This window comes from Metabacillus litoralis (assembly GCF_003667825.1).
Taxonomy (GTDB): Bacteria; Bacillota; Bacilli; order Bacillales; family Bacillaceae; genus Metabacillus; species Metabacillus litoralis_B.
In genome coordinates, this window is record NZ_CP033043.1 from 4,436,387 (window position 1) to 4,450,000 (window position 13,614).

At 36.2% G+C, this 13,614-nt stretch carries 10 protein-coding genes and 2 riboswitches (1 of these 12 running past the window's edge); of the genes, 9 read left to right on the plus strand and 1 reads right to left on the minus strand.

Translation table 11 applies throughout. From position 1 onward, the window contains the following. Positions 1–122: 122 nt before the first annotated feature. The 4 genes from D9842_RS21785 (at position 123) to D9842_RS21800 (ending at position 4,025) form a co-directional block, all read left to right on the plus strand. Positions 123–1,094, plus strand: coding sequence for a tripartite tricarboxylate transporter substrate binding protein (locus tag D9842_RS21785; protein WP_121664283.1), 972 nt, complete (start codon positions 123–125; stop codon positions 1,092–1,094). Between the two features lie 89 nt (positions 1,095–1,183). Next, entirely contained in the window at positions 1,184–1,633 is a 450-nt protein-coding gene (locus D9842_RS21790; RefSeq protein ID WP_121664284.1) for a tripartite tricarboxylate transporter TctB family protein, read from the plus strand. An 18-nt stretch (positions 1,634–1,651) separates the two neighbouring features. Then, positions 1,652–3,154: a tripartite tricarboxylate transporter permease gene (locus D9842_RS21795; protein ID WP_121665156.1), complete on the plus strand. Its 1,503-nt coding sequence runs from the start codon at positions 1,652–1,654 to the stop codon at positions 3,152–3,154. A 673-nt stretch (positions 3,155–3,827) separates the two neighbouring features. Then, positions 3,828–4,025 (plus strand): hypothetical protein, encoded by a 198-nt coding sequence (locus D9842_RS21800; protein WP_121664285.1) that lies wholly within the window; start codon positions 3,828–3,830, stop codon positions 4,023–4,025. Between the two features lie 143 nt (positions 4,026–4,168). Here the strand turns inward: D9842_RS21800 and D9842_RS21805 are convergent, their stop codons facing one another. After that, positions 4,169–5,353, minus strand: coding sequence for a sensor histidine kinase (locus D9842_RS21805; protein ID WP_121664286.1), 1,185 nt, complete (start codon positions 5,351–5,353; stop codon positions 4,169–4,171). 348 nt (positions 5,354–5,701) lie between these two features. Between D9842_RS21805 and D9842_RS21810 the strand changes: the two genes are divergently transcribed. The 5 genes from D9842_RS21810 to D9842_RS21830 all read left to right on the plus strand — a co-directional run. After that, positions 5,702–6,670 (plus strand): AAA family ATPase, encoded by a 969-nt coding sequence (locus D9842_RS21810; protein WP_121664287.1) that lies wholly within the window; start codon positions 5,702–5,704, stop codon positions 6,668–6,670. Further along, positions 6,667–7,881, plus strand: coding sequence for a DUF58 domain-containing protein (locus D9842_RS21815; protein ID WP_121664288.1), 1,215 nt, complete (start codon positions 6,667–6,669; stop codon positions 7,879–7,881). Before D9842_RS21810 ends, D9842_RS21815 begins: the two co-directional genes overlap by 4 nt. Continuing rightward, positions 7,881–10,094 carry a transglutaminase TgpA family protein gene (locus D9842_RS21820; protein ID WP_121664289.1) on the plus strand — a complete coding sequence of 738 codons (2,214 nt, stop codon included), beginning with the start codon at positions 7,881–7,883 and terminating at the stop codon, positions 10,092–10,094. The genes D9842_RS21815 and D9842_RS21820 overlap by 1 nt, the downstream gene beginning before the upstream one ends. A 26-nt stretch (positions 10,095–10,120) precedes the next feature. Then, positions 10,121–10,222, plus strand: a riboswitch (purine riboswitch). Between the two features lie 214 nt (positions 10,223–10,436). Next, on the plus strand, positions 10,437–11,978 hold the full coding sequence (gene guaA, locus D9842_RS21825; RefSeq protein WP_121664290.1) for a glutamine-hydrolyzing GMP synthase: 1,542 nt from the start codon (positions 10,437–10,439) through the stop codon (positions 11,976–11,978). 85 nt (positions 11,979–12,063) lie between these two features. After that, a riboswitch (purine riboswitch) is annotated at positions 12,064–12,165 on the plus strand. A 147-nt stretch (positions 12,166–12,312) separates the two neighbouring features. Continuing rightward, positions 12,313–13,614 carry the 5' portion of an NCS2 family permease gene (locus tag D9842_RS21830; RefSeq protein WP_121664291.1) on the plus strand. The gene runs 21 nt beyond the window's last position, so the window shows 1,302 of its 1,323 coding nt (coding positions 1–1,302); its start codon is at positions 12,313–12,315; its stop codon lies beyond the right edge, outside the window.

The window sequence follows — 13,614 nt, forward strand, 5'->3', positions numbered from 1 at the left end:
ATATTTTGAAAACGTTTACATAAAAAAGCTTAATCGATACGATATCTATAGGTAAAGCAACACACATTTTATAGCAAGAGGGTATGTGTATCAAAAATTGTTAATAAGGGGTGTTAGTTTTTATGAAAAAGATAGGAATCTTACTTTTATTAATGGCGATTTTAACAGCATGTTCAAATTCAGCCTCAGGTAACAAGGAATTTCCAAATAAAAATATTGAAATCGTTGCTCCTGCATCACCAGGTGGTGGCTGGGATTTAACAGCCAGATCCATTCAGCAAGGTTTAAAAGATAATAGTTTAGTAGATAGCAATATAAATGTAATCAACAAGCCTGGTGGCGGAGGAGAAGTTGGTTGGAAGTACTTAGAATCTAAGGATGCTCACTTCTTAGCTGTAAATTCAAGCTTACTTCTTACAAACAACTTACTAGGGCAAAGTCAGTTAACACACAAGGAATTTACACCAATAGCAACACTTGCTACTGAATGGATTTCGATTGCCGTTCCAGTTGATTCTGAATTTAAATCAGCAGAAGAAGTAATGAAAAAGTTAAAAGAAGATCCTAAATCATTAAAAATTGGAGTAGGTCCAGCACTTGGAAATAATGATCACTTATCATTTGTTCAAGCTTTTAGTGAATACGGAGGAGATCCTTCTCAACTTGATTTTCTTGTTTATGAAGGTGGCGGAGATGTTGTAACAGCATTACTAGGAAATCACGTAGATGTGATTACAACTGCATTATCTGAAGTGAAAGATCAGCATTTAGCTGGGAAGCTTAAAATTCTAGCTGTTTCATCTGAGGAAAGAGTAGAAGAGCTTGATGATGTTCCAACGTGGACGGAGCAAGGTGTTGACATGGTTTTCCCTCACTGGAGAGGAATCATGGGACCACCTGATATGACAGAAGAAGAAATTGCGTACTGGGATGAAAAAATCGGAGAATTGGTAAAAACAGATCAATGGCAAAAAGTACTTGAAAATAATGATTGGGACGATTTTTATAAAAATAGTTCAGATACAAAAACCTTCTTAGGAGAACAAGAAAAATCGTATAAAGAGTTAGTTAATGATTCTGGACTTGTAAATTAATTACAAAGTTAACCTTCCCATCGGGAAGGTTAACTTTTCATCAGTAAGGATACTTAGTTAGAAAAAAATAGAGAAAGGGGCGAGTTCTAATGAAAATAATTAAAATGGGAATGCCAATCTTCTTGATCCTACTAAGCATTGTTTTCATAATTGGATCTTTCAATTTACCAAAAGCAAATTTAGGCAATCCAAATGGTCCTCTTTATTTTCCAATCGGATTAAGTTTTTTATTATTGATTTTTAGTGTTTTATATCTCTTCCAAGAACTTAAAACCTTAAATAAAGAAAACAAGAAAATCACACAAATGCTTTCTGGGCGAACACCTAAACTTATTGGTATAACCGTTTTATTAGGCGTAGGGTATGCGTTCATTTTTGAGATCATTGGATTTTTGTTTTCGACAGTTCTGTTTCTAGGCGCACTGTTATTTGTCGTGAATGGCAAACAAAAGTGGAAGGTTAATTTGATTGTAACGGTTTGTTTCTCATTTTTATCCTGGTATGCATTTAGTGTGTTACTAGGTGTTAGCTTACCATAGGAGGTGACTTGAATGGATATGAATAATTATCTCGAAGGATTAATGACATCCTTAGAGCCAATGAATATATTATGGGTTATTGTTGGCGGGTTTTTAGGGACAATCGTTGGGATGTTACCAGGGCTTGGGCCAGCAACAGCTGTAGCGGTATTGATACCCATTACATTTGGGATGGAACCGATCAGTGCAATCATCCTAATGGCAGCGATTTACTATGGTGCCATGTATGGGGGATCAAGGAGTTCGATTTTATTAAATACACCTGGTGATGGATCAGCTATTGCCGCAACCTTTGATGGATATCCTATGGCTCAAAAGGGCCAAGCGGGTGAAGCAATGGCTATTTCAGCAGTAGCCTCCTTTATTGGCGGAATTATGGCTGTAATAGGATTTGTCTTCCTTGCTGAGCCACTTGCAAATTTTGCTTTGAAATTTGGACCAGCGGAATACTTTCTTTTAATGCTTCTGACACTTTCTGCAATTGTATCACTTTCAATCGGCAAAATGATCAAAGGGTTTTTGGCCATGTCATTGGGACTGTTATTGAGTACAGTCGGAATTGATACACAAACAGGTGTTTACCGTTTCACGCTGGGGATTCCTCATTTCAGTGAAGGAATCGATTTCTTAATTGTGATTATTGGGGTTTATGCAATTGGTGAAGTGTTGTACAATTTCCTAACAATTGATCAGCTTAAGAAGGAAAAGAAAAAGGTCGGGAAGATTTGGTTTAACAAAGAACAATGGAAACGTTCAAAGTGGCCAATTCTAAGATCTGGACCACTTGGATTTATTATTGGGGTGCTTCCTGGAGCCGGTGGATCTATTGCGTCCATGATCAGTTATTCTACGGAAAAGCAAATGTCTAAAAAGCCTGAGGAATTTGGTAAGGGTGCTGTTGAAGGTCTTGCTGCACCGGAATCTGCGAATAATGCTGCATCAGTGGGTGCAATGATCCCGTTATTAACAATGGGAATTCCGGGGTCTGGAACAACAGCAGTTATGCTTGGGGCACTTATTATGCTCGGAATTAAACCCGGACCACTTCTTTTTGAAAATGACCCAACAACTGTTTGGTCTTTAATTAACAGTATGTTTATCGGGAATATAGCCTTAGTGATAATTAATATTTTACTAGTGGGTGTTCTTGTTAAAATTCTTGATACACCAGCGAAGGTGCTTTATCCAATCATCGTGTTACTAGCTTTCATTGGAACCTATACATTAAGCTATAGCGCTATTGACTTCTTCTTACTATTAGTTTTCGGATTATTCGGACTTATGCTTAAAGTTTTGGATTTTCCAATTGCCCCTCTGGTTTTAGCTTTAATTGTTGGAGCAGATATGGAGCAAAACTTCCGAAAGGCCGTATTATCTTCTAATGGTAGTATCGACATTTTCTTTGCATCACCAATTTCAATTACTCTCATTTTCTTAACGATCCTATCAATTAGCTATCCAGCTATTATAAAGTTCTTTCAAAAACGTAAAGAGAGAAAAAATATCAATATAAATATGTAAGGAAAAAGCCAGTGTTATTTTGCATTTAGCAGAATACACTGGTTTTTTCTTTAGGTACAATGTCTGGTGTATTAGTTTACTTCCTCGCAAAGGAAAACTGCGTCCTATCCTACATCTCCTTTTATTTACCATATAGTGATACTTATAAATTTGCTTACCAAAAAATGATTGAAAAGTCATAAAAAAATATTTTAGGATTCATTCTTAGGTTAATAATCCCTATTATTAATCCTTCTATAGATGAATGTGACAACCGTACAAGAACCTTATTCTTATTATTCTCCGGCTTCGAAGTAAAAACTAGGCATAATTTAACAGACAGAATTCGACAATACGTTTTAATAGGTTTTGTATAAGTTGAAAAAAGGTCAATTGTCATTAAAATAAGATTGAAGTTTGTATTTTTTTGTAAAAACAAGTAATAGTTTCCTATTTTAAATATATTTGACGAAAAGAGGCCACATTGTATGTTGGAGTCAAAAAGAAGAGCCATTATTTTTCTATCACTTGCCTTTCTGTTAGCTGTAAGTTCAAGGTATATGTTTTCCGCAAACCAAAATCTATTTAAGTTATTCCAATAAAACATTTTAAGGAGGTGGTGTTTTAGCTATTTTTTAGCAAGACACTGTAACCACTGAATGAAGGAAATAGAAAATAAAAAGGAGAGAATAAGATGAATAGATTATATAAAAAGTTTATAACATTAGTTAACAATGAAAGAGGTGCCCAATCATTAGGATGGCTTGGGTTAGCAGCATTATTAATTATGGTGTTGGCGATTATTTCTACTGCTGTACAGGATGGATCTGGAACGATAGGCAATATTATTGATAGTATTCTTCAAGATATCCAAGGAATGGTAGGGGGCTGATTTTAAAACTATCTTCTATAGGGAGGGTTATTATTTAAAACGTTGCTAGTTTTACCATTGTAAGTTTTCTTAATATATCCTTTAAAGATTTGATATAACCATTATTTAGGCTCCTATGATCGGGACATAGGAGCCCATATTTCTTACACCCGGACTCTCACTTCAAAGGAAGTCTTTCTATTTAACGACTCAACTATAATTCTCCCATTATAATTCTCAACAATTTGCTTTACAATATAAAGTCCCTGTCCTCTCACTTGCTTATCAGTATTTTCTCCTGATTTCGTCGAATATCCTGGTATGAAGATCTTCGTTAATTCTTCTTGAGATATTTCAGATCCTGAGTTTGTTACTCTAAAGATATACTCATGATTTCTTTTCTCACAATATACCTCAATTGATCTATTTTCCTTTGAGATCTCTTTAGTAGCATCTATTGCGTTATCAATGAGATTTGATAAAATTTTGACTAAATCAGTTGGTTGAATCAACTCAAATGAAGCGTTAGAGTGATGAAATTGAATATTGATGTTATGACTTTGTGCCGACAGAGATTTTGTTTGAAAAAGAACAGATAATGCTGGATTATTTGATTGAATCGGAATTTTATAGAGTAATTGTGCCTCTTCGCGCATTGAGTTGGAATAATCAATCGCTTCCTGCTGCTTGCCTAGCTTTAATAATCCGTTGAGAACTTGAATGTGATTAGCAAAATCATGTCTTAACGAGCGGACAGATTGTATTAATGAATGAAGTTCAGAATGATAGGTTTCCTCAGTATCGCCCACTTGTTTTTTTAGCTCGTGGTTATACCATTTTTGAATAAGCATGAACGATGATACTAATACGATGATTAACAGCCCACTTAGAATAAAACCTAGGGTGCTGTTTTTAACAACAGTTTGATCAATTCGATCAAGCATCGTTGTTTCAATATCAATGCTTAGAAAGCCTATGGTTTCCCCAGCTTTATTTACAATAGGTGCTCCGGCTGAAATATATTCTGTATAATGAGGGTCACTAATTTTTCCTGTAAAGTATGGCTTACCAGCATATGCTTCTTTGATTTGGTCAAGAGGAACAAGACAATCCATACCTATATCATAATAGTTGCGATCATCTGATGGAAATCCAGCAATCATGACTTTAGGACGTGAATTAGGATCGTCAAACGATAAAGTATATACATATAAGGCGGCGGTATGTTGCTTTGCCTCATTTAACGATTTTCTTATCTTCCAGTAATCTGTATTTCTTTCTGGATTTTCAAGGAAACGTTCATAAGCCTCAACATCGATTGATTTAGCAATTGAGGCTGCCATTTCCATAGCGTTATTTGCTACAGAAACTTCTGCTGCTTTTTTCGCAGTAAAATAAGAAACTGATATGTTAAGAGTAATTAAGCATAGAAAGATGGTTATCGATAGGAAAATAATAAATTTAATTTTTTTGTTTTGTTTAATAATTGAACCCCCCTATCAACTAATATACTATTAACGAAATTTTACATAATTATACAAGAAACTACAATAGGAAGGTTAGGAGACGACAATTATCATCAAATTTATTAATTATATGTAAAAATAGAACATATTGCTAAATACAAAAGGATTTTGTTAACTTTTTCAGAATACTATAATAGAAGATAAGGAGAAATTCACCCTAGGAGGATAATCATGTCTCAATATGAAGCAATGCATCCAAAACTCGGTCGAGTTATTGAAAATATCGAAAACGTAATGGTAGGAAAACGTGATGTTAGTATTTTAAGCCTTGTGGCCATTCTAGCTGGAGGTCATGTGCTGCTTGAAGATGTTCCGGGTGTCGGAAAAACGATGATGGTTCGCGCTCTTTCGAAATCGATAGGGGCCGAATTCAAGAGAATTCAGTTTACACCAGACTTACTTCCCTCGGATGTGACGGGAGTTTCTATTTATAATCCAAAAGAATTAAAATTTGAGTTCCGTGAAGGACCTATCTTTGGAAATATCATTTTGGCAGATGAAATTAATCGTACCTCTCCAAAAACACAGTCCGCTTTGTTAGAAGGAATGGAAGAAGGAAGCATTACTGTTGATGGTACAACAAGAATACTTACGAAACCATTTTTTGTTATGGCTACACAAAACCCAGTTGATTATGAAGGAACATATCCGCTTCCGGAAGCTCAGTTAGATCGCTTCTTATTTAAGTTAAGGATGGGGTACCCAACCAAAGCGGAAGAATTTGAAGTGTTAACATTAGCAGAAAGAGAAAGGCCTATCTATAAAATAGAAAGTGTAATCTCAAATGAAGAATTAGTTGAGTTGCAAAATGAAATTCAGTTTGTTTATGTGGATGATACGATTAAGAACTATATTATTGAAATCACTGGGAAAACAAGAAAGCATCCTTCTGTTTATCTTGGCGCAAGTCCACGTGCGTCAATCGCGTTAATGAAGGCCGCACAAGCATATGCGTTTATCTTGGGTAGAGATTATATTATTCCTGATGATATTCAATACCTTGCTCCGTATACGTTGGCTCACCGGATTATTTTAAGGTCAGAGGCGAAGTTTGAGGGGAAATCTGCTGATGAACTTATACATGATATTATTTCTAAAACACCAGTACCGGTTCAAAGGTCTTTAAGTGGTAAATCATGACATTATTAACGAGATTTAAAGCTGGCTGGAAGGTCTTATCCCTCTTATTTCTTACCTTAGCAGCATTTAGTTATGCAATGTTTCAAGGTGGATTTGTTAGCTGGTTTCTTTTTTATAGCTTTCTACCGTTTGCTCTCTATTCTTTCTTACTAATGATCTACCCAATCCGCACCTTCCAAGTAACAAGGAGGATTAATCAGGAGCAGTTTTCAGTTGGACAGAGGTTTATAGGTACAATAACGGTTAAAAGATCTTTTCCTTTCCCGTTATTTTATTTATTAGTTGAAGATGAGCTTAATGATAAATTAAAGGGTGTTCAAAAACTTAAAGAGCCAAAAAAACTCTTTTTTCCGTGGTTTAAGAAGTCGATCTCCTTTAGCTATGCCCTTCTTGAGATGCCTCGAGGTGAACACCAATTTAAATCGGTCCGCATAAGAACAGGGGATTTATTTGGTCTAATTGAAAAGGAAGTTTCTTTAGAGGTTGAAAACTATTTTCTAGTTTACCCTTCAACTGTTGATTTAGCTTATCATTCAAAGCAAAAACAGTATGAGCAAGGATCAGCATCAACATTAACTAAGTATTGGCAGGATTCAACCATGGCTGTCGGTGTAAGGGAATATCAACCAGGAGATAAATTTGCTTGGATTGATTGGAAAGCTACGGCTAGAAGAGATTCAATTATGACAAAGGAATTTGAACAAATGCAAAGTCACGATGTTGTTGTATTTATTGACAGGTCACATTCTGAGGCATTTGAATCAGTTGTTTCCTATACCGCATCAATGATTCGCGCTGTTGTTAAAAGTGGCGCTAGGGTAGGGTTAGTTTCAGTTGGGCAGCAGCAAAAGATGTTTCCGCTGCAGGCTGATGAGCAGCATGTAAGCAGCATCTTTTACCATTTGGCAAAAGTTGATTGGGATAGCCAAACACCTTTTTCTGCTGTACTTGGAGGTAACTATTTAAATAAGGAAATGAAACAAGTTACCAGTATTCTTGTTACCTCAGCTCTAAACATGGAGTTGGCGAGAAAGCTCGAGTTATTATCAGCTCGTCAGCAGACATTTATTCTATACCTTATAAAAGAGAAGCTTCATGAACTTTCAAAAGAAGAGTCTGTTTTAGTTGAAAGATTGAAGCAGCGTCAAGTTCATGTAAGTGTAGTAAAAGAACAGGATGCAAATAAGCGTTTTAAAGAGGTGAATATCTAGTGAAAACACCTAAAGACCAGGAAGGGATATCTATTACTCTTCTGTATTATCTGTTTGCATTTATCCTGCTATGGGAATGGTTAAGACCTCTTGGGGAATTTACTGATACAGCGAACACCTTTATTTTTGTGTTTTTTATTGCTGTCAGTTTTGTTATGACATTTTTCAGGTTGCGATGGTTCATCACATTTCCGGTAAAAATGTTCATTATTTTGTTTATGCTTCACGGGTTATATTTTGAAGGAATGTTTTTTAGTTTCCTTTGGATAAAGGACCTAATTGGTGATATTGCCTTTAATCTTTCGTTAGTACCAAGTGCGGAATGGATGGGGATGACTTCAGCTTTTCGATCATTGTTATTTTTTATTTTGCTTTGGTTACTTGTTTATTTAATACACTATTGGATTTTGTTCCAAAAGAGAATTTTCTTTTTCTTTGTGTTAACGCTCCTTTACATTACAGTGTTAGATACCTTTACTCCATACGATGCATCCTACGCAATTGTAAGAGTTGTTTTAATAGGTTTCTTTATGCTTGGGCTCCTGTATTTTGACCGATTGAAGAAACTAGAGAATTTAAAAGTGAAAAAGCTTGCTTCCCTTAGATGGATCATGCCACTACTTGCTTTTATCATGCTTTCTATGATTCTAGCCATTTTAGCTCCTAAGGCATCACCACAGTGGCCTGATCCAGTTCCGTATATTACAGCTGTTGGGCGAGAAGATGAAGGGGGTAGCGGTACAAAGAAAATTGGGTATAGCCCAAATGATGAAAACTTAGGTGGATCATTCGTAGGGGATGATACCGAAGTTTTCACCCATATATCTAGTGATCGACATTATTGGCGAGTAGAATCTAAGGATGTGTATACAGGGAAGGGATGGGAAGCTTCTGACCCTGATGCAGAACGTGAAGTCATTACATCAATTCAAGATGAAGTTACTTGGATAGATGATCGTGTGAAGACAAAAAGCCTGGAATCGGCCGTTACAATCAATGAAGAATACCGATATTTACATGTTATTTATCCTTTAGGTTTAACGGCTATAAAGACAGAGGCGAATTTACCAATTTATCTGAACCGAAATACAGAATTAATCTCTCCTTTTCAGAAGCAAGGCGACGGATCAAGAGAGGAATTCTTAACTTATCAGGTTGAGTATGAGCTTCCCTCTTATCCATTAAATGAAATGAAAAAAGCACAGGCTTTTGAAAATATACCTGATGGGTTTGTTGAAAGATACACACAGCTACCTGATACATTACCTGAACGGGTGAGAGAACTTGCTGTGTCTCTTACAGAAACAAAATCTAATCAATACGATAAAGTGAAAGCAATAGAAGACTATTTAGGAAGGCCGGAATTTACTTATGATAAGGAAGATGTGGCCATACCTGAAGGTGATCAAGATTATGTAGATCAATTTCTCTTTGAAACATTCAAAGGTTATTGTGATAATTTTTCTACTTCTATGATTGTTTTACTAAGATCAATTGATATTCCTGCAAGATGGGTGAAAGGATACACAGAAGGTGACTTTGTTCAAACTGTAGAGAACAGTAATAGCGAATATAAAGTAACAAATAATAATGCCCATTCATGGGTTGAAGTGTATTTCACTGGAGTGGGATGGGTTCCGTTTGAACCTACTAAAGGCTTTGTAAACCCTTATGATTTGGTAAGTGACTATAAAGATACACCAAATCAGCAAGAGGTAGAAGAGGAGAAGGAACCTGTTGAAGAAGAGGAAAAGGAACCTGAAGAAACTCCAGAAAAGCCTGAGCAAACTAACAAAGAAACATCTTCTTCTACAAGTGATTTCTTCGGTCTCTTTAGTCTGCGTCTAGGGAGTACCAGTTTATATGGTATTATGATCGTTACAGCAATACTAGCTTTTGCGATTTTCAAAACTAGGACGAAATGGATACCAAAGCTTATCATTTTAAAATATAAAAACCGTAACGATGACCAAGTATTCTTTCAAGCTTATGAATCACTATTAAAACAATTTGCCCGGCGTGGTATTAAAAGGAAAGAAGGCCAAACCTTGAGGGATTATGCTCGGTATATTGATCGATATTTTCATATGGGCCATATGACAGCCTTAACGGAAAACTATGAAAGAGCATTGTATCGACGCGATGATGCAAAACAAGAATGGAATAAGTCAGTTGAATTGTGGGAAAATTTAATTAAAAGAACATCGTCTTGACCAATTGTATAAGAGATTGATAGAATAGAAAAAATTAATAGACCCTTCATATATCCTCGATAATACGGTTCGAGAGTCTCTACCGGGTAACCTTAAAACATCCGACTATGAAGGCAGAATAAGTTCGAAAGTCAGCTGGATTCTGCCTTCTTTTAATATAAGGAAATTAGACTCGTACCTTTACTTGGTGATCAGTCATGTTTCTTTATTGAAGGTGAATTCAGTTTTTTTTGCTATATAGACATATTAGTAAGTATTTCCTGGGTTATGATACTTTTTGTATGATCTTAATAGTCTTAATAGCATACTAACAATAGTGCATGAAAATACGATGAGGTGACGATGGTGGCAAACATTCATGAAATGGTAGTAGTTTTAGACTTCGGTAGTCAGTATAATCAGTTAATCACAAGACGTATCCGTGAATTTGGTGTATACAGTGAGTTACACCCTCACACATTGACGGCTGAAGAAATTAAACAAATGAACCCTAAAGGAGTAATCCTTTCAGGTGGTCCAAACAGTGTTTACGGTGAAAATGCTTTTGACTGTGATGAGGCGATCTTTGATTTAGGTATCCCTGTATTAGGTATTTGCTATGGTATGCAGCTGATGACTCATAAGCTTGGCGGAAAAGTTGAGCCAGCAGATCACCGTGAATACGGTAAAGCAACAATTGATGTTCATGGAAAACCAGCGTTATTTGCTGAGTTACCGGAACAACAGGTTGTATGGATGAGTCACGGTGACTTGGTGAAAGAAATTCCAGCAGGATTCCATGTGGATGCTACAAGTACATCTTGTCCATTTGCTGCAATGAGTAATGAAGACCGTAAATTTTACGGTGTTCAATTCCATCCAGAGGTACGTCACTCTGAATATGGTAATGACTTATTGAAGAACTTTGTTTTTAACATTTGTGGTTGTGCTGGTAACTGGTCAATGGAGAATTTCATTGAAATGGAAACAGATAAACTCAAACAAAAAGTAGGCAATAAAAAAGTGCTTTGTGCGTTAAGTGGTGGTGTTGATTCTTCAGTTGTTGCAGTGTTAATTCACAAAGCGATTGGTGATCAACTAACATGTATCTTTGTTGACCATGGGCTGTTACGTAAAAATGAAGCTGATAGTGTTATGAAAACATTCACTGAAGGTTTTAATATGAATGTTATTAAAGTGGATGCAAAGGATCGCTTTATGAATAAGTTAAAAGGTGTTTCAGATCCGGAGCAAAAACGTAAAATCATTGGTAATGAGTTCATCTATGTATTTGATGATGAGTCAGCTAAATTAGAAGGAATTGAATTTTTAGCACAAGGTACTCTATATACAGATATTATTGAGAGTGGAACAGCTACAGCTCAAACGATTAAATCTCACCATAACGTAGGTGGGCTACCAGAGGATATGGAATTCGAACTTATTGAACCTCTAAATACATTATTCAAAGATGAAGTTCGTGCATTAGGCACAGAACTTGGTATTCCAGATGAAATCGTTTGGAGACAACCATTCCCAGGTCCAGGATTGGGGATTCGTGTGCTAGGTGAAATCACGGAAGAAAAATTGGAGATTGTTCGTGAATCAGACTATATTCTACGTGATGAAATTAAAAAAGCTGGACTAGATCGTGATATTTGGCAGTACTTCACGGTTCTACCTGATATCCGTAGTGTTGGTGTAATGGGTGATGCTAGAACTTATGATTATACTATTGGTATTCGTGCAGTTACATCAATCGATGGAATGACTTCGGATTGGGCTAGAATTCCTTGGGATGTACTTGAAGTGATTTCCACAAGAATTGTAAATGAAGTAAAGCACATTAATCGTGTAGTTTATGATATTACAAGTAAACCACCTGCAACAATCGAGTGGGAGTAAAAAACGAACGAAACGAACATTATTTTAAATAATGTTCGTTTTTTGTATTGACGAGCAAACGATACACTGATAAAATAAAAAAGTAATCAATATAGTCGAAATACGTCGTATAATGTCGAGGATATGGCTCGAAAGTTTCTACCAAGCTACCGTAAATGGCTTGACTACGAGGTATTAATAGCAGAGGTAACTACTGTTTGTTACCGGCCATTAATATTTTCAAAGTCAAGCGCTCACGTATAGGTGTGCGCTTTTTTATTTGGAAATATTATTAGGGGACAATGTATTTGGTAGTAAAAGCTTTTGAACTAATACTGAGGAGGAACACCTATTTATGAAGAAGTTTTTTCAGTTTGATGAATTAGGTACAAATTATCGACGTGAAATTATTGGTGGTTTAACAACGTTCTTATCAATGGCTTATATTTTATTTGTTAACCCTAACACATTAGCCATGACGTCAATTCCAGATCTACCTGCAGAAATGCGAATGGATACAGGAGCTATCTTTACAGCAACTGCTATTGCGGCAGCTGTTGGTTCATTGTTAATGGGCCTTATAGCCAAATACCCAATTGCATTGGCGCCAGGTATGGGGTTGAATGCGTTTTTCTCATTCACAGTTGTCCTGACAATGGGAGTACCATGGCAAACAGCTTTATCAGGGGTTTTAGTATCAGGACTTATTTTTATTCTTCTTACACTATCAGGTCTTCGCGAAAAGATTATTAATTCCATTCCAGCAGAACTAAAGTTTGCAGTGGGTGCCGGAATCGGATTATTCATAACATTTGTTGGTTTTCAAGGTGCAGGCATTATTGTTAATAATGATGCTACTTTAGTAGGGTTAGGTGATTTCACTAATCCTCAAACGTTATTAGCTATTTTCGGTATTATTGTGACAGTTATTTTAATGGTTCGTGGAGTAAATGGTGGTATCTTCTATGGAATGCTTATTACAGCAATTGTAGGAATGATCTTTAATCAAATTGCTGTTCCGACTGAAATTGTTGGCCAAATTCCAAGCTTAGCACCAACGTTTGGACAAGCATTTATGAACTTAGATCAAATCTTTACTGTTCAAATGTTAGTTGTTATTTTAACGTTCTTATTCGTAGACTTCTTTGATACAGCTGGAACCCTTGTTGGAGTAGCTAACCAAGCTGGTCTAATGAAGGATAATAAGTTACCGAGAGCAGGAAAAGCGTTATTCGCAGATTCAGCTGCAACAGTAGTAGGTTCTGTCTTAGGAACATCTACAACAACTTCATATATTGAGTCTTCTGCAGGTGTTGCCGCTGGAGCTCGTTCAGGTTTCGCATCAGTCGTAACTGCTATCCTATTCTTATTGGCCTTATTCTTCTCTCCACTTTTAGGAGTTATTACTTCAGCAGTTACCGCACCTGCATTAATCATTGTAGGGGCTCTAATGGTATCATCTTTAGGGCAAATTGACTGGAAACGATTTGAAATTGCTGTACCAGCATTCTTGACAATTATTACAATGCCTTTATCTTACAGTATTGCAACAGGTATTGCAGTTGGATTCATCTTCTATCCAATTACAATGATCATGAAGGGTAGAGGAAAAGAAATTCACCCGGTTATGTACGGACTGTTTGTCATCTTTGTACTA

Excerpts from the sequence above, each read along its gene's own strand:
- D9842_RS21805 (WP_121664286.1), bottom strand. The coding sequence starts at position 5,353 with ATGGAAATGGCAGCCTCAATTGCTAAATCAATCGATGTTGAGGCTTAT.
- D9842_RS21800 (WP_121664285.1), top strand. The coding sequence starts at position 3,828 with ATGAATAGATTATATAAAAAGTTTATAACATTAGTTAACAATGAAAGA.
- D9842_RS21795 (WP_121665156.1), top strand. The coding sequence starts at position 1,652 with ATGAATAATTATCTCGAAGGATTAATGACATCCTTAGAGCCAATGAAT.
- D9842_RS21785 (WP_121664283.1), top strand. The coding sequence starts at position 123 with ATGAAAAAGATAGGAATCTTACTTTTATTAATGGCGATTTTAACAGCA.
- D9842_RS21790 (WP_121664284.1), top strand. The coding sequence starts at position 1,184 with ATGAAAATAATTAAAATGGGAATGCCAATCTTCTTGATCCTACTAAGC.
- D9842_RS21815 (WP_121664288.1), top strand. The coding sequence starts at position 6,667 with ATGACATTATTAACGAGATTTAAAGCTGGCTGGAAGGTCTTATCCCTC.
- D9842_RS21810 (WP_121664287.1), top strand. The coding sequence starts at position 5,702 with ATGTCTCAATATGAAGCAATGCATCCAAAACTCGGTCGAGTTATTGAA.
- guaA (WP_121664290.1), top strand. The coding sequence starts at position 10,437 with ATGGTGGCAAACATTCATGAAATGGTAGTAGTTTTAGACTTCGGTAGT.